This window comes from Geomicrobium sp. JCM 19038, from assembly GCF_000698125.1.
Classification (GTDB): domain Bacteria; phylum Bacillota; class Bacilli; order Bacillales; family Marinococcaceae; genus Geomicrobium_A.
This window is the reverse complement of sequence record NZ_BAXA01000002.1, coordinates 303,408-324,268: the sequence shown is the minus strand read 5'-3', so window position 1 is coordinate 324,268 and position 20,861 is coordinate 303,408. Positions and strand designations below refer to the sequence as shown.

Genomic DNA, 20,861 nt, shown 5'->3' with positions numbered 1-20,861 from the left:
CAGCCTTTTTAAAAGCGCTTAGGGGGAGTTAAGCTTGATGTTAAAGCGAATACTCGGATTAGCTTTGCTCATCTGCCTTTGTATATCAGTTTGGACTAGTGCCTACTTATTTTCCCAAAATGAAAATCTTTCAATTGATGATCCAATGCTTGAAAAGGCATTACGCGAGCAACTGAATATCGATAAAGATGAGCAGCTTGACCAGTCACTAACGTTTACAGTAACTGAGTTGAATTTATCAGGTTACCAAATATCTAGCCTCTCTGGGATTGAGCACTTTGAACGGTTAACATTACTAGACTTATCTCATAATGCTATTGTAGATATTTCTCCAATTCAACATTTAACAAATATTGAGAAGTTGAATCTAGAAAACAATGTAATTGAAGAGATTTTACCCCTTCAAGCTCTTAATAAGCTTGAGATTCTCAACATTCGTGAGAATTTCGTTGCTTCTTTAGCACCGTTAGAAAAATTAGATTATCTCAGAGCACTTAATGTTCGAGAGAACCGGATTAATGAGATTACTAGCATTTCCAATCTTGAGCATTTAGAGGACCTTAACATTCAATACAATCAAATCGAATCATTGTTGCCAATCAATCATTTACCATCTCTTCAAACTAGGTTGTATTTAGAAGGTAATCCTATTCAAGACCTTGATTTACTATCAGACTTCTATGATGAAATTCAAGACGTTGACGTCCCAAGGCCAGAATATAACATTCAGTTTTCTCATGAACCTGGGTTTTACGACCAACTTTTCTCAATTAAACTATCAACACTTGGCGAAACTGAAGGAGATATTCGATACACGACGGACAATAGTGAAGTAACAGTTGAAGATCCAGTCTATACGAACCCAGTACCTATTCATGAAAATACAACCTTAAAAGCAAAGTTCTACCAGAAGTGCCAGAGGAAACGAGTGAACACGCAAATTCATACTTTATAAATGAAACCTCTTACTTACCTATTGTTTCTATATCAACAGATGCCAACAATTTATTTGACGATCAGCAAGGTATTTATGTATCTGGCATTTATTCAAACACGGAGAACCCCTTGTATTCAGGCAATTTCATGCAAAGAGGACGAGAATGGGAGCGACCCATTTTCTTACAACTATTCGATAAAGACGGCAACTCTACTTTTACCCAACATGCAGGTGTACGAATTCACGCTGAAACTGATTCATCAATTGATCGAAAGTCTTTGAGGTTGTATGCAAGAGATGATTATGGAGAGGCCAGGTTTCAATATCCATTCTTTGGTCCTGATGAACGAAAACAATTTAATCGACTAGTTCTACACAACGGTAACCAAGACTGGAACCGAACACTCTTACATGACCCGTTGATCCATGAACTTACTAAAGATTCACATTTTGAAACTCAACGATCTCAGTCAGTAAATGTTTATTTGAATGGAGAGTATTGGGGGATTTATCACTTACGTGAACGATATGATTCGCATTATTTTCGTTTTGCTGAACAAGTACTAGAAGAAGACTTAGATTTACTTGAAGGTGATGGAACAGCAATCGAAGGCAATAACGTTGACTACAAGCAGCTGCTTGCTTACATACGTGAATATGGCGCTTCAAGTAATGAGAGCTATCGTTATATCGCTACTCAAATTGATATTGATAGCTTTATTGATTTTTACATTACACAAATTTATGCCGCAAATACTGAATGGATTGATGGTAACCTTTATTATTGGCGAGAACGCCCATATGGCAAGTGGCGACTAGCCTTTCAAATGTCAATTCAGATATTACGGATCGCAATACTGGCCTCCAACATAACACCTTAGCGTGGATTACAACTCGAGGAACAGACGAATTCGCAACGTTTTTGTTTACTTCTTTATTAACAAATGAAGAATTTAAACATCAATTTATTCAACGATTTGCTCACCAACTGAACACAACATTTAAGTCTAACCATGCATCTGAACTTCTATCTTCAATGATAGCTACAATTGAACGAGACATGCATAGCCATATAAATCGTTGGGAAGAGCCTATTAATTACAATCAATGGGAACATCACATCCAACAATTACAAGAATTTGTCACTAACAGACCTACTCATTTACGAGAGTATATTCAATCTCACTTCCAACTTCATGGTTTTGTAGAAATAAACATAGCTAAAGCTACCACAGAACAGATTACAATGGCTTCGTATGATTTTGAAGTTGAAGAGGGGTGGACTGGAAAGTACTTTAATGATGTTCCATTAACCATTGACATTCCCAATGCAAGCGATATTAATGCATCTTCTACTGACGAATCTGTCGTATCTGTAGACAACAATCATCAACTTGTTTTTGTTGGTTCCGGTGAATCAACAATAATATTCTCGGATGATCTCGGAAACCACCTACTCTCAATTATTGTAAAAGTTCATTCTTAGTAACTTTGCATACGAGAGTTATAAACCTTAATACATTTAACCTTTTATACCATGAAATGCTTGGGGGCATGCGACATTAAAAAGAAAGTTTTTACACTAGCCTTTGCTTTAGTTGCTCTTGCCTGTGTCTGGTCATTAGCGTACCTGTTTTCTAGTAACGTTTCATTTGATGATCCACAGTTTGATCTAGCAATACGATCTGAACTAAACCTAAAAGAAGATGATGATATTACTTTTCAAGATCTTCAGGGCATCACTCAGTTAGACCTTTCTAACCGTCAAATTGAAAACCTTAACGGAATTCAACACTTTCAAAGTCTTGAAAGTTTAAGTGCCTCCCGCAATAAAATTGAAGATATTAGTTACTTGAAAGACCTGCGGAGGCTTACGGACGTAAACCTGGAAGATAACAACATCTCAAATATCGTTGTTTTTACTAACCTTTCGCAAATAACTAATTTAAACATCAGAGAAAATTACGTAGTTTCTCTTGATTCTCTAAAAAATCATCCTAATATACGCAGTTTAAATGCACAAGAAAATGAAATTGAGTCACTTGAACCATTGCGTGACCTTCACCAACTTGAAAATTTGAATTTACGTTATAACAATATTACATCCATTGAACCGATTGTTCATCTTCCTAATTTAGTAGAAAGATTATATGTTCAAGGTAATAACTTAGAAGACGAAGAGCCATTAGTTCCCTTATTTGACCGTGAATTAGAGATTGATATACCAAGGCCTGAATATACAATACATTTCAGTCACGAGGCTGGGCTCTATTCAGAAACTCTAGAACTTCAACTTGATGCAATAGCAACTGCAGGAGACATTCGCTACACCGTAGATAATACAGAGGTAACTAGTGATGCTACTGTTTATACAGAACCAATCCCTGTTAACGAAACGATGAACGTGCGAGCTAAATTTTTTCCAGAGCAAAATCACGATACTACAGAATTCGTGCAATCTTATTTAATTGATGAATCAAGTACTTTACCCATCATTGCAATTACTACAGATGAAGCTAATTTATTCGATGAACGAAAGGGTATATACACAAAAGGAATTTATCACCGTGATGATGTACCAATGCCAGCATTCACAGGAAACTATATGCAAAGGGGTAGAGAATGGGAACGCCCTATTCACCTTCAACTATTTGAAACTGATGGTAGCCTAGCGCTCTCTCAACATGCAGGTATGCGTATACATGGAAACCAATCTAGAACATTCGACCAAAAATCATTTCGCCTTTATGCACGTTCCGATTACGGTGAAAATCGCTTCAGGCATACTATCTTTGGATATGATGAACGACAAAGATTCAATCGCCTATTGTTACGGAACTCTGGACAAGACTATAACAAGACGTTCTTTCGAGATGCTTTCATGCAAGGGTTAGTACAAAACCTAGACTTCGACACACAATTATATCGACCAGCACGTCTCTTTATTAACGGGGATGACTGGGGAATTTACAACATTAGAGAACGTTACGATCATCATTACTTTCGATTGAAGCATAACATCCAAGAAGAAAACTTAGATGTCATTGAACATACTTTAGATGATGATGTAATTGCTACAATTGGAGATACGATTGCGTACGAGCATCTTGAGCAATTCATTCGAGAACATGACATGGGTGAATCTCAAAACTTTGAAAAGGTAGCTCAGCAAATCAACCTCAATAGCCTATTAGATTATTATATAAGTCAAATCTACTTTGATAATAATGATTGGCCACACAATAACTATACTTTCTATAGGGAGAAGCCCCATGGGAAATGGCAGTTCGCATTATTTGATACCGATGCTGGTTTTGATATGAGAGGTTTAAGGGTCCTCATGAAGATTCCCTTGAACGCCTAATCACTACGCGGTTCCAATGGGCAACATTTATCTTTCAGTCTTTATTAGAGAATAAAGAGTTTGAACAAGAATTTATTGATCGGTCGTTTCATTATTTGAGTACGATTTTCTCACCAGAGCATGTACATCATGAAATAGAGAGCAAAAAAGACGTACTAGCACCAGAAATGCCCTCTCATATTGAGCGCTGGGGAACGATTGGGTCCATGGAAGAATGGGATGAACATATTGATGTTTTACGTGATTTCGCAGCGGACCGTAGCAGACACATGCAGTCTCATCTTATGCGCCAATTTGAGCTCGATGGTTATGGGAAGGTATCCATTTCATCTATGACTACAGATGAGTTCTCGATTAACAACACAACTGCGGATGATCTCATCGACCAATGGACGGGTAGATACAATTTGGGTCAAACCATTCAAATTGATTTCACAAATCCCTCAATAACTGCAAGCAGTTCTAATTCCTCGGTCGCTTCCGTAGATGACGCATTAAACATTACGCTTTCAGGTCCAGGTCATACAGAAATTGTCTTCTCAGATGATGCAGATCATCAGCCAAAGTTGGTACTAGACATTGAAGTGCTGGAAGTATCCTTAGAGAAACTAAGTGTCGAAGCATTGGAACAACAGATTTCTCTACAACCTGTATCAGAAGGTGCAACTTGGACCTCTAACAACACAGACTCAATTGAAATTATCGATAATGAAAAGATGATGATTCACGAAGCTGGAATGAGCACTATCACCGCTTTTAATGAAGAAGACATTGAAGCAATTTATTATGTAGACGCCTATGAAATTGCTGACGTTGGTGATCAATTAGATGGGCAAAGTGGAGCCATAGAACTACATGGCACCAACTGGTATGAAATGGCTAGTGACAATCAGGTTATCTACAACGAACACCCTGACGACTCTTTGACGTTTACATTCCGTGGAGAATCCTTTTCTTGGTACGGTTATTCCGAAAGAATCGGTGGGAAAGCAGATATTTATATTAATGGTGACTTCGTTGACACCATTGATACGTACAACTCAACAGATCAGCACACTCAGTTGTTATTTGAGTCAGGCGACCTAACTGGCGATGAGCACCATGTAGAAATCTTTGTACGTAACAGCAACGAAAGATCTGCAGGAAATCGAATTGTTGTAGAATCAATTGAAATACACTAAAAATACGCCACTCATTTTAATGCTGAGTGGCGTATTTCTTCATTTCTTATTCTTCTAGATGATCGATCAGCCTTTTCATGAATGTTGCAAAGTGAGCCCTTGAAATCGGTTCATTTGGCCTGAATGTTCCATCAGAATAACCTGTTGTAATTCCTTTTGATGCAAGAGCCTGAATGGCTTCATAAGGCTCATCGCTTGATTTAACATCAGAGAATGACGTGCTTACATCTCCAGCATCAAGGTCATATGCTCTCGTCAAAACCATAGCCATTTGACCACGTGTTAATGCAGAAGTAGGTCTGAACTTTCCAGTTGAGCGATTCCCTTGTACCCAGCCTTGTTCTGTTGCAATTGCAATTTCACTAAACGTCCCATGATCATCCGGAACATCTACATAATTAGGATTCGGTGCTGCCTGACCTTCAAGGTCAAACTCCCTAACGAGAACTGACGCTACGTGTTGTCTTAACACATTTTGATTTGGACGGAAATCTCCGTTCGGATAACCCCTAAAGAAGCCTCGCTCCACTCCAAATAGAATCTCTTCATAATAAGCATGATTAGTTTGTACATCATTAAAAGGAGAAGCTTCAGTCACTGTAACTGGCACCTTCGTCTCTGCCTTACCAATGGTTATAATGACTTCGCCGTCTCCAGCATTCGTGGCATGGAAACGACCGCGACTATCGATCCGACCTACGTTCCCTATAACTTCTTTTTCGACTTGTAATCCGTCATAACGAATTTCATTCCCATTAGAATCTTTCGGCTTTACATCGAGATTCGTTCGCCCATCCACAGAAATCGTAATCGATGTTGGCAACCCAAAATCATGAATCGTATCCGTTGAAGAGATCGGTCTTCTTGCAATTTGGCTACCTTCAACTGAATAAGAGATCCCACCTGAGCCAACGTTTTGGACCGTTACTTGCCCATTTAATATTTCTCCTACTGAAGCGCTCACCCTTAATTCACCATTCGCTTCGTCACTAGAGACTTTCTGTCCAATTCCATTTAACACGTCAACAGAAACAGGAAATGTTGAACCAACGAGAAATTGGTTTCCACTTCCAAAACTTATACTCGCTTGCACAGGCACAGAAAGATCTCCTGTATACCCAACAAGGAGCGCTGATGGAACTGGACGCAACCAGCCTGTACGATTTAGAGCACGTAAATTATTGTCTTGTCTACCCACGAGTGTAGAGACCCACCACCATCAAAATTCAATGCTGAATGCGCACCTAAATTCTTCATATGTTCAGCTAACTGCAACATGTTCATGTTTCGTGTCGTCACCATAAACACTTCTTGTCCATTTTTACTTACTCCGACAGCTGCACGCTCTGTAACTTGTTGCGCACGCCAAGAATTAAGATCCATGCTAACGTCTACTTGGCCGTTTCTAACGAGTTGCGGACCACTCCCTAGCATTAACTCGGCGTCGCGCCATTTCGAGTCAATCGACGCTTCAATTCTCACAGAATCTCCAGGACTTAAATGACGTAAGTGATCTGCACCATCTCCGTGACCTGATAAAACAAAACCTGTACTAGGAATTCGACTATTACCAGGTTGACCGTATGAGCCTACGGTTTCTACTGTGCCTTCAATTACTTCACCAAATCCGAAATTTTGTACAGCATCTCGATCCGCACCTCTAACAACAACCTCCACACCATACTCATTCGTTCCTGTTCGTTCACGAACAAATTGAGATGTATATAAACTAACAGAGTTTGCCGAACGTTCAGCATTCATATTATGTATCGAAAATTCTCGACTTCCACTACTCGCTCGTAAACGACTATCGAAACGATCAATCATTGCCGTCCCATCACTCATGACCCCAAAAGCAATCGGATGTTGACGATAATGACTGCTGTCTGGTGAGTTTCTGCCATAATTAATAATTTTGTTATGTTCTGTAATTAAGCTAAATGACGGTTGATCACGGTGATTCATATCAAAAAACGTTGCATTCACGGCACCTACAACAGCAAAACCGTCCCTTGATGCACGTTCTGCATGCGAAAGTGTGGATGTTAACTGGTTCAAAGGTTGCGAATAGGATATGCCCATCTTCGTATGAACATCATTAAGATTGACTTTTAAATGATGATTCCCCTGACTACTTTCATGGTTGACTCCCGTTGACAATGACTGTGCTCCTGCATCCGCAATCATTAATGGTCCTACTATTGCACATACTCCAAGTGCTCGCAACAACCGTTTCCCCACGACAAAAACCCCACCTTTTTTCATAGTATAATAGGTGTAGCTTAAGTGAAAGTCATTAAACTGTCAATACTTGGAGAATAATGCAAATTGGTGTCTAATGCCTGCTAAATTAGACGGTTTGTGTAACGTTGCAGTACGAATAACGTTGGTATGAGTAGAAAGATACGAATAATTGTCGGAACCAAACGAAATCACCTATCGATTTTGTAGGTCACGGTGTATAATGAAAGCATTGTGCTTGTTTCCAAGAAGCAAGTATAGGAGTTTGTTTTTGTGAGGTGAATGGCATGCGCTCTACGTGTAGAGGCGCAGCTTCTATATATGAGAGTTGGGATTATTGGAAATTACGGACATAACAACAATGGAGATGAGGCGATTCTTCTAGGTATACTTTCGCAACTCGAAGTGATTGGGATACCTAAAGAAGAAGTCGTCGTATTTAGCAACCATCCAGCCATAACCACTAAACAGTATAACGTAAAGGCCGTTCCGCTCGTAATAAAGAAAGGAACAGCTGCAAGTTCAGCGCTGGCTACGATTAAAGCTGCTAAACATATAATGAAAGATTTAGAACTCGTCATCATTGGCGGTGGTGGATTGTTGATGGATATGTACCGAAGAGACGCGCCTTTGTATAGCATGCTCGGTACGACCGCCAAAAAATGCGGCTGTAAACTTATCATTCATTCTGTAGGTGCGGGACCTATTCGAACGGTAGTCGGGAAGTTTTTCTTAAAAAGAATCGTGAATGCGGCTGATCACGTGAGTGTTCGTGATGTACCTTCACAACAACTGATTGCTTCTATTTCAAACAGAAAAGATATTAAAGTCGTTGCAGACCCAGCATTTGCAATTCCAATGCCACCTAAACGAAAACATACAGAACGCCTCACTAAAATTGGGATGACAGCAGCTCCTTATTACAGTCAACAATATTGGCCCGTACATGATGAAAGCAAGTACCAACAATACATTCAAGGAATGGCTTTTGCTGCTGACCAACTCATTGAAACGCATGATGCAACTATCACTTTCTTCTCAACAAAATATCCACAAGACATTGAAGTAAGTAAGGATATTCAAGCATTGATGACCCATCAAGAACGGACAACGATTATTGATCAACAACTACTTCCACATGACATTATGCGGGTTTCCTCTGAGCAAGATTTAATTATTGGGACGAGGCTTCACTCTTTAATTTTGTCTGTGACTGTCGGTACACCAGTAATTGGGGTCGAATATCATCATAAAGTCCGTCACTTTATGGAATCCATTGATGAGAGTTCATACAGTCTAGAAATCGGCAAACACGGAAACGGCATCGTGACACTCATCAATGATATACAGAGCCATTGGAATGAAACGCAACAAAGGGTTGCTCACAAATCCAGCAAATTGCACCGTGAATCATTTAAGAGTCTGGAAAAGATCGAGTGGTTACATGACCATTCCGTACAAAAACGTCAAGAAAGTGATGGTGGACAACCTCATGAACATCTTTGCTTATCCGAAAGAAAAAGCTAATCGACTCGCTTTGACAGGTGTCCTGCTACTCGTTTTTTGGACGACGATTAACCTACTATTTACTCGAGTATGGTCAATCTTCCCAGGGGTTGTTGGTTATTTGGGAGAAGCGTTACTCGTTGCCCTGCTCGGGTATGTACTTTTTCATCCTGAACTCGGACGTAAACATATTTGGACGAAGTTAAAAAACCCTATTAATTTTGCTTTTCTTTTGTTCATAGCATTTGCTTTTGTAAGTATGTTTTTAAATAACGTTCCATTTGCACAAGGGATTTTTGGTCTAAGAGCATTGTTCCAATTTGTACTACTCGTCATCATCTTACTTATGCTCGAAATACCGACTGCTTGGGTAAAGAAATTGTTCTATTTAATTATCGGAATGGCTTTTGTACAGTCGGTTGTGGGGATTTTCCAAGTGATTCTGGGCATCCCGTTGCCACTACATAATATGGAAGAACGAAGAAGTGTTGCGATCGGTGAGGAAATTCGTGCCTTCGGTTTCATGGACTCAAGTAACACCCTTGCAGGATTCTTACTCGTTGCTGTACTTCTAATCGTTTTATATCTCTTTATGTACCGAGCAGAAGTACCTAAAAAGCATAAAGTAATTCTCTTATCGATGCTTGCGGTTATGCTACTAGCTTTAACGCTTACATTCTCAAGACAAGCATTTTTAGCGTTGATTGGTTGCCTAGGTTTAATTGGACTTTTATTCCGTCACAATAAAACCTTCCGGATTATGCTCATTACATCTGTGAGTCTCGGTGTACTGTTTGTCATCGGTTATGGGCTTGCTCTGCTCTTCTTAGAAGGATTCGCTCAGCGTAATTTCTACACGTTTGACTTTGAGCGGAATTACCGTGTGTTAATGGCACTAGCTGGCTTACAAGTGTTTATGTTCAGTCCAGTAATCGGCGTTGGACCAGGAATGTTTGGAAGTAACGCTGCATTTGTCTTTGACTCACCGTTCCACCAATTCATGTATGATATGTTACCGGTACTCATGACGACGGTCGATAACAATGCCCTTGCAGTGTTCGTCGAATACGGAATCATCGGTACGGTTCTCTTCCTATTCTTATTCTGGTCCATATTCAGGTGGATGTTTAAGTTGTCTGACAGTGTAAACCCTGCTGTACGATGGTTATCCGTATTCGTTATTACGTATGGAATTGCCTTCTTGCTGATGGGCTTACTCTCAACGGCTTGGGAAAACCATCCGTTGTCGATCTTCTTCTGGCTTTTCTTAGGAATCGTCCTAAATTGGCACCAGAATAACAAGCACTTAACGAAGGAGGAAAGCGTCTAATGCGTGTACTCGTCATTAGTAATATGTACCCTGCCCCGCAAGCTCCGACATTTGGTATTTTTGTTCGGAATCAGGTGGAGCAATTACAAGCACATGAACTTGACATTACCGTGGCCGCAATTCGTGATCCTCGAAACGGAAAAGCGAATGTCCTAAAGAAATACGCACGTTGGGTACTTGGGACAATGACGCGTTTTTCTACTCGCTATGATTTAGTTCATGCTCATTATGCGTTTCCTTCAGGCTGGTTAGCGAAGTTGTACTCGAAAATTCGTCGAGTCCCTTATATCGTCACCGTACACGGTGGCGATTTAAACAAAATGGCTAAAAAAGGGGCATTTTTCAAGAAGCAAACGAAAAGCATCTTGAAAAATGCTGCACATGTCATCGCTGTTGGACCCGCGCTTTACGAAGAAATTATTCAAGAGTACGGCGTTTCAGAAGATCGTGTTTCCTTGATAAACATGGGCGTGAATCGTAACGTCTTCCATCAAAGAACTGATGTCACTTCACCGTTTGATAAAGAGAAAAAACACATTCTTTTTGCTGGGAACATCATTCAGCAAAAAGGAATAGTAGAACTTATTCGTGCCTTTCAACAATTGCATGAAGACGACCAACAGTTACAATTACATCTCGTTGGTTCTTTCCAATCGGACGCATTTAAGATCGAAGTGGAAAACTTAATTGAAACACTTCGCTTACCTAAAGAAGCCGTTCTCTTCCATGGACCTAAGTCCCAAGATGAGCTCGCCATTCATATGACTTATGCCGATGTATTTGTACTCCCTTCTCATATTGAAGGCTTTGGTCTGGTTGTTCTTGAATCGATGTCTTGCGGAACGCCTGTCGTTGCTAGTAACGTCGGCGGACTCCCTTCGCTTTTAAGCATGAAGCTGGTGTACTCGTAGAACCAGAACAGCCTGAAAGCTTAAAACGTGGCATAGACGCTGTCTTATATGATGAATCACTTCGCAAACAGCTCGTTCAAGCAGGGTACAAAAAAGCGGATGCGAATGAAACCGAAAAGATCATCTCGAGAATCATGACGATCTACAACGATACAACAAAGAGGGATGTTTCATGAAAAGAGTCCTTTTTATTTCATCGGTTGGCGGACATCTAACACAACTGATGCAATTACAACCACTAATGAACGAATACGAATCACATATGATTACCGAAAAGACAGAAGTTACGAAAGCGCTTAAGAAAGATCATCCGAATTTATCCTTTCTTGTCTACGGTGCACGTAATTACCCAGTTCGCTATCTCTTCAAATTCTCGTTTAATATCATCAAGTCACTCGTTCTATTTTTAAAACTGCGACCTGAGGTTGTCGTAACAACAGGTACACACACTGCGGTCCCAATGTGTTACATCGCAAAGTTGTTTCGAAAGAAAGTCATTTACATTGAGAGCTTTGCGAAAACCGACTCTCCAACGTTATCAGGAAGAATGATTTATCCGATCGCAGATTTGTTTATCGTACAGTGGAAAACGATGTTAAAACATTATCCAAAAGCAAAGTACGGAGGGTCAATCTATTGATACTCGTCGTTTTAGGTACACAAGAACTTCCATTCACTCGTCTTTTAGAACAAGTCAATACCCTGAAAGAAAAAGGTGTAATCGAAGAAGAAATTATCGTCCAAAACGGACATACACCTGCCGATCAGTTTGCGCATTTAAATGCAACACCGTTTTTCTCCTATGATGAAATGAGCGGGCTGTATGATCAGGCGAGCGTCATTATCTCTCACGGAGGGACAGGCTCGTTAATTACAGGCATCAAGAAAAACAAACCTGTAATTGCCGTCGCGCGTCTCTCACAGCATGGTGAGCATAATGATGATCACCAAACTGAAATTGTTGCTCAATTTAAAGAAACTGAACATATTATTGCAAGCGATAGTCTCGAAGAAGATATCAAACGCGCCTTTGCTGGGTTTAAGCCATCACCGTACGAAAGCGGACAAACGCAAATTATTACGATGATTCGTAACTACATTAACAACATCTAATCACTACTCCTTAATGAAAGGCCTGAGAACTATGAAGGGAAAGCACATTATAGCGATAATTGGTGCAGTTACGATCATTAATTTGGTCTCGCGCTTAATTGGCTACTTCCGAGAAATGCTCGTTGCGTATCAATTCGGTTTTAGCTTTCAAGCAGATAGTATTGCGACTGCATACACGATCCCTAACTTTCTTTACATCGTTCTCGGAGGAGCCTTGACGAGTGCATTCGTTTCTGTCTATAGCAAAATAGAAGATCCAGAACGTAAAAAACAATATTTAAGAAGTATGTTCGGCTGGTTATCGCTTAGCATGATCTTACTCACGCTACTATTTATAGGAACATCGGAATTACTCATTCCATTCTTATTCCAAGACCAAGCAGAAACCATTTCTTTATCCGTAAACTTATTTATGATTATGGCTCCTGCTATTTTCTTTTTAATCCTCTCGATGTGGCTGCAAGGATTACTAAACGTGAATGACAAATTTTCAATCGCTGCACTGTCTACGTTAATTATGAACGGTGCGTTTGTTGCGATTGCCTTTGTATTCTACCCAAGCTTATCTTCTTACGCACATGCGTATGGTGCTTCAATCAGTGCGTTTTTAATGTTTGCCTTTCTTGTTGCTTTTATTTGGTACAAGGGATATTTCAACTTCAGACCTAGTCTAGAAACTACACCAGAGGTTTGGCGAACGTTCCGACTCACCATTCCGATTATGCTCGGAGGAGCAACGTTACAGTTGTACTTTCTTATCTACCGTATCTTTGGTGCACATATCGGTGAAGGTACGATCGCAGCATTGAATCTAACATCCAAATTCGTGCAACTTCCACAAACCGTTTTAATGTTAGCTGTTACCGCCGTTATCTTTCCAATGTTAGCGCGAAAGGTTGCTGCGAGCGAACATGAAACGGTTGCCAAGATTCACGGTCAAGGCTTACGGTTAATGGCATTGGTCATCATTCCTGTTACTGTATTTATCGTTGTCTATGCTAAGGACATTATCATTACACTGTTTGAGTACCAAGATTTCACACGAGAAGATACGCTCGTCGCTACTCCTCTGTTACAGATTTTTGTGATCGGTATGTTTTTCCATGCGGCAAATGTATACATAACGAGGTTTTATTATGCCTATGAGCGTTCGATGTATCCACTCATCGTCAGCTTAATTTCAGTACTAGCCATTAACATTTCACTTAGTTATGTTCTGATTGGTCCTATGGGAGCTGAAGGATTGGCATGGGCAATGACCATCAGTGCAGGGATTAACTTTATCTTGCTTTTAGTAGGTGTAAACAATGTGCTAAAATGGCAAAGAAAAGCTCCGACAGAGATGAAAGAACAACTTGTAGGCTTCATAAAGTTACTGGTCATGTCGGCCATCATTGGTTTGATTCTTTATGGCATGAACCACTACTTGATTGATACGTACCCACTTGTTGACATCTTGATCGGTGGTTTCGTTTTTGCAGTATTATTTATTGGCTTATTGTATGCCTTACGTTTTCAAGAACGAAAAGATATTCAAAAGTTATTAAAACGGAAAGTTGGAGATGACCGATGAAACTGACCATCGTTGGTACAGGCTATGTCGGCCTCGTTTCAGGGGTTTGTTTTTCTGAACTTGGACATGAAGTCGTATGTATAGATAAGATGGAAGATAAAGTAGCACAATTACGCTCAGGAAAGAGCCCAATTTATGAACCTGGTCTCGAAGAACTCCTACAAAAGAACATTCAGGCAGGTCGTCTAACCTTTGACACTGATTTATCTGCAAGTGCGCCTTCAAGCGATGTGATCATGATTGCTGTGGGCACGCCTCAAGCAGAGGACGGCTCCGCAGATATGAAGTACGTACACACGGTTGCAAAAGAAATCGGGCAAGCACTTCCTTCTACAGGGCAATATGTGGTTGTCAATAAATCTACTGTTCCTGTAGGAACTGCTGATCAAGTCAAAGAAATTATTCATAACATGAATGAAGATATTGATGTTGCGGTTTGTTCAGTGCCAGAGTTTCTTCGTGAAGGCTCCGCTGTTAAAGATACGATGAACCCAGATCGCATCGTGATTGGCACGAGCATTCCTTGGGCTAAAGCCCGTCTCGTACAATTACATGAAAAGCTCGCAACTGAAGATAAGATTGTGTTTACAAACGAAAAAAGTGCTGAAATGATTAAATACGCTGCAAATTCATTTTTAGCGACGAAAATTTCCTTTATTAATGAAATGGCAAACATAAGTGAACATGTCGGTGCGAATATTGACGATGTCGTTCGAGGCATTGGTTCAGACCGACGAATCAGTCCACATTTCTTAAATGCAGGTCTTGGTTACGGCGGTTCTTGCTTCCCTAAAGATGTAAAAGCACTTGTTAATATGGCAGAGACTCATGATTACGAACCTCACATGCTTTATGCGGCAGATCGTATTAATGAAAGGCAACGATTCAAGCCGTTAGACCAACTTTTAAAGAAGTTCAATGGATCGATTGAGGGGAAACAAATCGCAGTTTTAGGTCTTGCTTTCAAACCGAATACAGACGACATGCGTTATGCGCCTTCGATTGATATTATTCATGAGCTCGTTAAAGCTGGGGCTATCGTACGAGCTCATGACCCAATTGCCCAAAATGCTGCCAAGCCTTTTTTACCAAATAATGTTACACTAGTAGAAACGATGGAAGAAACGTATGCACATGCAGATGCAGTCATTTTGATTACCGAATGGGCAGAGTACAAAGCAATAGATCCTAAAGACCTTCTTACACACATGCATGGAAACTTTGTTATAGACGGTCGAAATGCCTTTGATGCTGACGCATACAAAAATGCTGGTATTGATTATTACGGAATCGGACGTAATTCATAATACTAGTGCCATTTAGGAGGGAAATCATGAAAGCTCATTACAAACTTCTTGCGCTGACAGGTTCCCTGCTTATGCTTTACGGTTGTTCATCTTCTGCAGTAGCAGATGAACAACCTGAAGCAGCTGGTGATAGCTGGGTCAATAGTGAGATTGGTGAACTTGACTCAAAAGTAACCGAAGCAGAGGCGCGCACCGAGCAATTATCTCAAGACATTGCAATGATCTCTGAAGGACGTAGTTTTTACGATGTTGCAATCGACCATTTTGCTTTTGATGAGATCGAATACTTAACGTCTAAGGAAATTATTAATGGATTTCCAAACGGGACATTTAGACCGTCTCAATACATAACTAGAAGTCAAACAGCGTCAATGATTGTGCGACACCTTGATTTAACGGCACCAGTCGATTATGAAATTCAAGTAACTGATATTGATGCTAATCACCACAATTATGAAAATTTAAAAGCTGCTGAATATCACGGAATTATGACTGGTAACTCAGGTAGAATGAATGATACAGCTAATTTGACTCGGGCTCAGATGGCTCTTGTCTTAACACGAGCTTATCCAGATGAAATTCCTGAGACTGCAACCGCCATTCATTTACAGATCTTTCTGAAGGCTCATTTAGTTATGATGAAGCTAATCGGCTCGCTGATGTCGGTATAACGACTGAAGCTAATCGTGCGTATCGACCGTTTGAACATACAAATCGTGCACAATTTTCACTCTTTCTAGCTCGCACAATCAATGAAGATTATCGCTAATAGAAAGAGCCGTTGAGTCTACACTCAACGGCTCTTTCTTATCTTCGTTCAATTCGAATATCTGTATAGTAATGTTGCAGAATCTCTGTGTAGGAATAGTCTTGTTGTGCCATCGTTGCTGCACCCCATTGACTCATTCCAAGTCCGTGTCCCCAGCCATTCCCATTAAACACGACAGTATCACTACTAGGTCTAATTACCTCGACACCATTCGCTGTTCGTACTTGCATTTGGTTACTTCGAAGTGTAATCGTTTGTTCCCCTGGAAGTGCCATCTCTGCCCCATTTAACTCAACAGAACTTGTCCCTCCGCCAGGCAAGCGAACTCTCGCATCTTGATCTGGAAATTCAACATCGAACTTTGTACTGTTTAATGACTGACCAAGCGACCAACGTATTGAATCAGAAGATCCATTCGCACTAGGAATTCGGACGGTATCGACTCGACCACTCGGACTCATTCCGGTCACCGTCATGCTTTGAACACGACCTGCCTGACTTTTACTTTCAATCGTAATGTCCGTTGCCGTCCATCCTCTTTCAAAAACCGCCTCACCGATCTGAGAGCGTGTCATAGTTGTTGTCCAAGAATGACGACTGTTCCCTGGGTTGTTATCGTAGGGATCTTCTACGGCACGAATGTACGGTACAGCATTTAACCAAACATTTTCACTATCATCAGTATAACCACCAGAACTTGAATGATAGAACGCAGTAATTAAATTACCATTATGTGTCGCATAACGACCTTTCGTTTCATCGACAGCACGGTTCGTATTCGGATGTTCTGCTGTCTTTCCAGCATACACTTGATCCGTCGTTGTATCGACTAAGTACCTTTTGACATGTTTAGTTTCGCATAGTTTCTAGCTGCGACCGATTGAGCCTTTAAGCTTCTATTGGCCAACTAGCGATGGCCTCTCTCGGTACAACTCCTTTAAGGTAATCCTCAATGTCTAATTCATTATGTAACCTTGGTCGGCGATCATTCGCATTAACGGTTACAGACATCGAACCACGGTATGTATTTCTTGTATAACTCGCAGCCCCGGCAACTCTCACTTGATTTACGACAACTGAGTTTCCAGAACTTGGCGTTCGTTCTTCAAGTCGGAAACCACGACCTGAATAGATGTATGAGTTGTTTAAATCTGATCGTACACCAATTGCATTGCTCGTTCTAGAGTAACGAAATTCTAATGATCCACGATAATCAACTGATCTGCCATTATCGACATTAACGAGCCGATATGAACCAGTTGGTGTAAGTTTAAACGTCTCAGGTACAACGAGACGAACATTTACTTGATCATCGTAAGACGCTGCATTCACCTTAAAATCAGAGAAAGTGAAAAAGCCAGTAAGGACAAAAAGAAAAGCGAGCATTCCTTTAATTACTTTTCTAAGTTTCATAGATTTCATTCACTCTTTCTAACGGTTTTTTAATGCTTCTACTTCTGATTCCAAACGGTCAATTTCAGACTCTAAGTTCGTCATTCGCTCACTATAAGGCGCGAGTTGTTCTAATACCCAGTCAACACTTGCCACTACCGGCTGAGAATTCGCAATTGCATCATTTTTTAGCAATAACTCCCAGAACCAACCATCACAACTACAATTGCACTAGTGATGAATAATTTCTTCACGTTAAAGACCCCCACATATAACTAAGATGTGAAAATTATACCAAATTCAAACAAACAGTGATAGGACTTCCGCATTGTTTCTACAAACTTATAGAAAATACAGGAATATATTATGACAATGGATTATGTAAATGTATAAAAAAGTCGTGAACGCTCACAAAACTATGCTATAATCTTATGAGGTTTAATGTGCACTAAAAAGAGAAAGAAATTCCGATATTTACTATAAATGATGTTCGCTAATTTTGCAGAAGGTACTAAGGGAGGTTTCGTTATGATCACTGCAATTTCCTTAATTGTATGTTTTATTATAGCGCTTGCCGTAACACCGATTATTAAGCGATTTGCGATTAAGATTGGCGCCACTGACCAACCAAATGATCGTAAAGTGCACCAAAAGGTAATGGCTCGAATCGGTGGTCTTGCAATTTTTATTGCATTCATTGCAGGAATTTTTATTACGCAAGCACATACACATGAATTCTTTTATCCAATTCTAATCGGCGCGTTTATTATTACATTAACAGGGTTTCTTGACGACCTCTTTGAACTTTCTGCAAAATGGAAGTTACTCGGACAAATTGCAGCAGCTTCTGCAGTTGTGATTGGCGGGGTACATGTTGAATTTATTAACTTACCTTTTGATATGCAGTGGCAACTTGGTTGGCTAAGCATTCCCCTTACGATGATTTGGATTATCGGTGTAACAAATGCAATCAATTTAATTGACGGTCTCGATGGTTTAGCCGCCGGGGTGTCATCCATTGTTCTTGCAACGATTACGATCGTTGCAATTATTGATTCAAACGTATTCGTGATGGCTTTAGGAGCCGTTATGCTCGGAAGCACGCTAGGCTTTCTCGTTCATAACTTTAACCCAGCTAAGATTTTTATGGGAGATACGGGTGCGTTATTTTTAGGGTTTATGATTAGTGTTATTGCATTACTCGGATTTAAGAACATTACCGTATTCTCACTACTCATTCCAGTTGTTATGCTTGCCGTACCTATTTCGGATACACTGTTTGCGATTATTAGACGGATCGTGAATAAAAAGCCAATCTCTATTGCTGATAAATCTCACTTACATCATTGTCTCCTCAATCTAGGATATAGTCATAAGCAGACTGTACTAATCATTTACGCGATGAGTGCACTGTTCGGTATTGCCGCTATCGTACTCACAATGTCAACTTTATGGGTAACCGTATTGATTGTTTTAGCATTGCTGATCTTGATAGAATTGTTCGCTGAGAAAGTGGGACTTGTAGGTAAAGAGTTCAGGCCGTTTATGAAGTTCTTTACGCGAATCGGAGACAACATAACGAGACGCTAACTAGCAAATCCTCCCCTTTGCTCATGAGTGAAGGGGATTTTTTCAGAATTAGACATTGCAAAGGACAACCGCTTTTACACATGATATAATAGCGGTTGAATCGTTATTTTGAGGTGGTGAACACAGGTTGGAAGCATTAGAAATATTCCAGCGCTATGAACTGAAATATTTGATCCCCTACTCCACTTACGAGGAAGTTACTTCCCTATTACAAAAACGCATGAAGTTCGACCCTTATGGAGATGAACAAGGTTGTTATAACATCGTTAGCCTTTATTTTGATTCTGACGATGACAAAATATACAATGAAACGCGCAATAACTTGAATTTCAGACAGAAACTTCGTTTAAGGGTTTATGGGGACTCTGATTTAAACAGCACTTCATTCTTAGAAATTAAACAAAAGTACAATCGAGTGGTAAACAAACGACGTACGTTAATTACGCTTAAAGATGCGTATGATTATGTTTACAACAACGCTAACAATCGCGAAAACTACAACGTTTCTAATCCGCAAATCTTAGGTGAGGTTTCAGCATTTAGCTCATTATATGAACTAAAACCTTCTGTTGTCGTCAGTTACGACCGTCAAGCATTAGCAGGTATAGATGAACCCGATCTACGTGTTACGTTTGACTTTAATTTAATGACGCGTAGCATAATCTTCAAATTGAAGACGGTCCTGATGGTGATTTGTTTGTAGATCCGAATATGGTCATTATGGAAGTGAAAGTGTCTAATAGTGTGCCATTTTGGTTGTCACGTATGTTAAGTGATTATGAATGTGAGCGTAAATCCGTATCGAAGTTTTGCACATGTATTGATATTTCGAACGGTGTCATGAAACCATACACTCGTAATCCAGTTGTTGAACCTGTGGGCACCTTGCTATAGTAAGGTCCCTTGGTTCTAAGAATGAAAATCTTCACACTGATCAAGGAGAATTTGAATGGATAGTTTTTTACAAGAACTTCGTAACTTAACCGACATGAGACCCAGTCATCAATCATCGATGGGTTTATGGCAATTGCACTTACCTTTGTTCTTTCAATGATCATTACCTTCTTATATCAGAAAACACATAAAGGCTCTCGATATGCGCAATCATTCATACATACGATTGTAATTATGTCTATCGTTGTTTCGGTTATCATGATTGTAATCGGCAATAACATTGCTGTTGCATTCGGTTTAGTCGGGGCATTTTCAATCATTCGTTTCCGTTCAGCAATGAATGATCCAAAAGACATCGCCTTTATATTCTTCGGTATGGCTACAGGTATTGCTTCAGGTCTCGGGTTTTACTTGCTCGCAGTACTTTTCACAATTACTTTATCAATCATTATTTACTTCTTGTACGTCATTGATTACGGTGGCGGACAATCTGTTCAGAAGCGAATGAGAATTACAATTCCTGAGAACATGCATTATGAGAATGTATTTGATGAAACATTTAATACGTATTTGCATGACCATAAGCTAATGACTGTTGAAACGACAAACTTAGGAACAATGTATCAGCTCACTTACATGATTACTCCAAAAGACGGTACGTCTGATAAAGATATTATTGATTCCATACGCCAGTTAAATGCAAACTTAAAAGTTTCCATCGGTATGGCAAATCCTGATTACTAAAAAAACCGA

21 protein-coding genes and 1 pseudogene are annotated in these 20,861 nt (G+C 40.0%); 17 read left to right on the top strand and 5 right to left on the bottom strand.

The features are described from left to right. The first annotated feature begins 37 nt into the window (after nucleotides 1-37). Genes JCM19038_RS04370 through JCM19038_RS24240 form a run of 5 tightly spaced genes read left to right on the top strand, consistent with a single transcriptional unit; the run spans nucleotide 38 to nucleotide 5,482 of the window. Nucleotides 38-955 carry a leucine-rich repeat domain-containing protein gene (locus JCM19038_RS04370; RefSeq protein ID WP_042414930.1) on the top strand — a complete coding sequence of 306 codons (918 nt, stop codon included), beginning with the start codon at nucleotides 38-40 and terminating at the stop codon, nucleotides 953-955. Continuing rightward, nucleotides 913-1,818 carry a CotH kinase family protein gene (locus JCM19038_RS24255; protein WP_081831601.1) on the top strand — a complete coding sequence of 302 codons (906 nt, stop codon included), beginning with the start codon at nucleotides 913-915 and terminating at the stop codon, nucleotides 1,816-1,818. Before JCM19038_RS04370 ends, JCM19038_RS24255 begins: the two co-directional genes overlap by 43 nt. Continuing rightward, on the top strand, nucleotides 1,746-2,423 hold the full coding sequence (locus JCM19038_RS24250) for a CotH kinase family protein (protein WP_193745036.1): 678 nt from the start codon (nucleotides 1,746-1,748) through the stop codon (nucleotides 2,421-2,423). The genes JCM19038_RS24255 and JCM19038_RS24250 overlap by 73 nt, the downstream gene beginning before the upstream one ends. A 60-nt stretch (nucleotides 2,424-2,483) precedes the next feature. Then, nucleotides 2,484-4,301 (top strand): CotH kinase family protein, encoded by a 1,818-nt coding sequence (locus JCM19038_RS24245; RefSeq protein WP_193745035.1) that lies wholly within the window; start codon nucleotides 2,484-2,486, stop codon nucleotides 4,299-4,301. Next, nucleotides 4,301-5,482 carry a CotH kinase family protein gene (locus JCM19038_RS24240; RefSeq protein WP_081831599.1) on the top strand — a complete coding sequence of 394 codons (1,182 nt, stop codon included), beginning with the start codon at nucleotides 4,301-4,303 and terminating at the stop codon, nucleotides 5,480-5,482. Before JCM19038_RS24245 ends, JCM19038_RS24240 begins: the two co-directional genes overlap by 1 nt. 46 nt (nucleotides 5,483-5,528) lie before the next feature. Here the strand turns inward: JCM19038_RS24240 and JCM19038_RS04345 are convergent, their stop codons facing one another. Both JCM19038_RS04345 and JCM19038_RS04340 read right to left on the bottom strand, forming a co-directional pair. Next, nucleotides 5,529-6,680, bottom strand: a complete 1,152-nt coding sequence (locus JCM19038_RS04345; protein ID WP_081831598.1) for an S-layer homology domain-containing protein — start codon at nucleotides 6,678-6,680, stop codon at nucleotides 5,529-5,531. Next, the gene (locus JCM19038_RS04340) at nucleotides 6,647-7,723 is read right to left on the bottom strand and encodes a phosphodiester glycosidase family protein (RefSeq protein WP_042414912.1); all 1,077 of its coding nucleotides are present in this window, start codon (nucleotides 7,721-7,723) and stop codon (nucleotides 6,647-6,649) included. Before JCM19038_RS04340 ends, JCM19038_RS04345 begins: the two co-directional genes overlap by 34 nt. A gap of 282 nt (nucleotides 7,724-8,005) precedes the next feature. Between JCM19038_RS04340 and JCM19038_RS04335 the strand changes: the two genes are divergently transcribed. The 8 genes from JCM19038_RS04335 (at nucleotide 8,006) to JCM19038_RS04300 (ending at nucleotide 16,134) form a co-directional block, all read left to right on the top strand. Continuing rightward, the gene (locus JCM19038_RS04335) at nucleotides 8,006-9,250 is read left to right on the top strand and encodes a polysaccharide pyruvyl transferase family protein (RefSeq protein ID WP_238554280.1); all 1,245 of its coding nucleotides are present in this window, start codon (nucleotides 8,006-8,008) and stop codon (nucleotides 9,248-9,250) included. Continuing rightward, nucleotides 9,216-10,559 carry an O-antigen ligase gene (locus JCM19038_RS04330; protein ID WP_042414909.1) on the top strand — a complete coding sequence of 448 codons (1,344 nt, stop codon included), beginning with the start codon at nucleotides 9,216-9,218 and terminating at the stop codon, nucleotides 10,557-10,559. Before JCM19038_RS04335 ends, JCM19038_RS04330 begins: the two co-directional genes overlap by 35 nt. Continuing rightward, nucleotides 10,559-11,470, top strand: coding sequence for a glycosyltransferase (locus tag JCM19038_RS04325; RefSeq protein WP_052361061.1), 912 nt, complete (start codon nucleotides 10,559-10,561; stop codon nucleotides 11,468-11,470). Before JCM19038_RS04330 ends, JCM19038_RS04325 begins: the two co-directional genes overlap by 1 nt. Before the next feature lie 172 nt (nucleotides 11,471-11,642). Continuing rightward, on the top strand, nucleotides 11,643-12,110 hold the full coding sequence (gene pssD / locus JCM19038_RS04320) for a PssD/Cps14F family polysaccharide biosynthesis glycosyltransferase (RefSeq protein WP_042358230.1): 468 nt from the start codon (nucleotides 11,643-11,645) through the stop codon (nucleotides 12,108-12,110). Continuing rightward, entirely contained in the window at nucleotides 12,107-12,583 is a 477-nt protein-coding gene (locus JCM19038_RS04315; protein WP_042414907.1) for a glycosyltransferase, read from the top strand. The genes pssD and JCM19038_RS04315 overlap by 4 nt, the downstream gene beginning before the upstream one ends. A 31-nt stretch (nucleotides 12,584-12,614) precedes the next feature. After that, nucleotides 12,615-14,156 carry a murein biosynthesis integral membrane protein MurJ gene (gene murJ / locus JCM19038_RS04310; RefSeq protein ID WP_042414905.1) on the top strand — a complete coding sequence of 514 codons (1,542 nt, stop codon included), beginning with the start codon at nucleotides 12,615-12,617 and terminating at the stop codon, nucleotides 14,154-14,156. Beyond that, a complete protein-coding gene (locus JCM19038_RS04305; protein ID WP_042414903.1) occupies nucleotides 14,153-15,463 on the top strand; it encodes a UDP-glucose/GDP-mannose dehydrogenase family protein in 1,311 nt (436 codons plus the stop codon). Before murJ ends, JCM19038_RS04305 begins: the two co-directional genes overlap by 4 nt. A gap of 26 nt (nucleotides 15,464-15,489) precedes the next feature. Then, nucleotides 15,490-16,134, top strand: coding sequence for an S-layer homology domain-containing protein (locus JCM19038_RS04300; RefSeq protein ID WP_042414901.1), 645 nt, complete (start codon nucleotides 15,490-15,492; stop codon nucleotides 16,132-16,134). A gap of 136 nt (nucleotides 16,135-16,270) precedes the next feature. Here JCM19038_RS04300 and JCM19038_RS04295 read toward each other — a convergent pair. The 3 genes and pseudogenes from JCM19038_RS04295 to JCM19038_RS22610 form a co-directional block, all read right to left on the bottom strand. Further along, a pseudogene (locus JCM19038_RS04295) lies at nucleotides 16,271-17,056 on the bottom strand (SpoIID/LytB domain-containing protein); the annotation flags it as partial. A gap of 64 nt (nucleotides 17,057-17,120) precedes the next feature. Next, a complete protein-coding gene (locus JCM19038_RS04290) occupies nucleotides 17,121-17,645 on the bottom strand; it encodes a SpoIID/LytB domain-containing protein (RefSeq protein ID WP_042414896.1) in 525 nt (174 codons plus the stop codon). 18 nt (nucleotides 17,646-17,663) lie between these two features. Beyond that, entirely contained in the window at nucleotides 17,664-17,819 is a 156-nt protein-coding gene (locus JCM19038_RS22610) for a hypothetical protein (RefSeq protein WP_193745034.1), read from the bottom strand. Between the two features lie 336 nt (nucleotides 17,820-18,155). Between JCM19038_RS22610 and JCM19038_RS04285 the strand changes: the two genes are divergently transcribed. The 4 genes from JCM19038_RS04285 to JCM19038_RS04275 all read left to right on the top strand — a co-directional run bounded on the left by JCM19038_RS04285 (nucleotide 18,156) and on the right by JCM19038_RS04275 (nucleotide 20,852). Further along, entirely contained in the window at nucleotides 18,156-19,214 is a 1,059-nt protein-coding gene (locus tag JCM19038_RS04285) for a glycosyltransferase family 4 protein (RefSeq protein WP_152549337.1), read from the top strand. A 127-nt stretch (nucleotides 19,215-19,341) separates the two neighbouring features. Then, nucleotides 19,342-19,917 (top strand): polyphosphate polymerase domain-containing protein, encoded by a 576-nt coding sequence (locus JCM19038_RS04280; protein ID WP_052361059.1) that lies wholly within the window; start codon nucleotides 19,342-19,344, stop codon nucleotides 19,915-19,917. An 8-nt stretch (nucleotides 19,918-19,925) separates the two neighbouring features. Beyond that, nucleotides 19,926-20,108 (top strand): VTC domain-containing protein, encoded by a 183-nt coding sequence (locus JCM19038_RS25315; RefSeq protein ID WP_193745033.1) that lies wholly within the window; start codon nucleotides 19,926-19,928, stop codon nucleotides 20,106-20,108. 126 nt (nucleotides 20,109-20,234) lie between these two features. Beyond that, nucleotides 20,235-20,852 (top strand): DUF4956 domain-containing protein, encoded by a 618-nt coding sequence (locus JCM19038_RS04275; RefSeq protein WP_081831593.1) that lies wholly within the window; start codon nucleotides 20,235-20,237, stop codon nucleotides 20,850-20,852. Nucleotides 20,853-20,861 lie beyond the last annotated feature (9 nt).

Bases quoted from the DNA above. Each gene is read 5' to 3' on its own strand.
- JCM19038_RS04370 (WP_042414930.1), top strand. From the start codon at position 38: ATGTTAAAGCGAATACTCGGATTAGCTTTGCTCATCTGCCTTTGTATA.
- JCM19038_RS04300 (WP_042414901.1), top strand. From the start codon at position 15,490: ATGAAAGCTCATTACAAACTTCTTGCGCTGACAGGTTCCCTGCTTATG.
- JCM19038_RS04335 (WP_238554280.1), top strand. From the start codon at position 8,006: ATGGCATGCGCTCTACGTGTAGAGGCGCAGCTTCTATATATGAGAGTT.
- JCM19038_RS04305 (WP_042414903.1), top strand. From the start codon at position 14,153: ATGAAACTGACCATCGTTGGTACAGGCTATGTCGGCCTCGTTTCAGGG.
- pssD (WP_042358230.1), top strand. From the start codon at position 11,643: ATGAAAAGAGTCCTTTTTATTTCATCGGTTGGCGGACATCTAACACAA.
- JCM19038_RS04330 (WP_042414909.1), top strand. From the start codon at position 9,216: ATGAACATCTTTGCTTATCCGAAAGAAAAAGCTAATCGACTCGCTTTG.
- JCM19038_RS04325 (WP_052361061.1), top strand. From the start codon at position 10,559: ATGCGTGTACTCGTCATTAGTAATATGTACCCTGCCCCGCAAGCTCCG.
- JCM19038_RS04290 (WP_042414896.1), bottom strand. From the start codon at position 17,645: ATGAAACTTAGAAAAGTAATTAAAGGAATGCTCGCTTTTCTTTTTGTC.
- murJ (WP_042414905.1), top strand. From the start codon at position 12,615: ATGAAGGGAAAGCACATTATAGCGATAATTGGTGCAGTTACGATCATT.
- JCM19038_RS25315 (WP_193745033.1), top strand. From the start codon at position 19,926: ATGGTCATTATGGAAGTGAAAGTGTCTAATAGTGTGCCATTTTGGTTG.
- JCM19038_RS04275 (WP_081831593.1), top strand. From the start codon at position 20,235: ATGGCAATTGCACTTACCTTTGTTCTTTCAATGATCATTACCTTCTTA.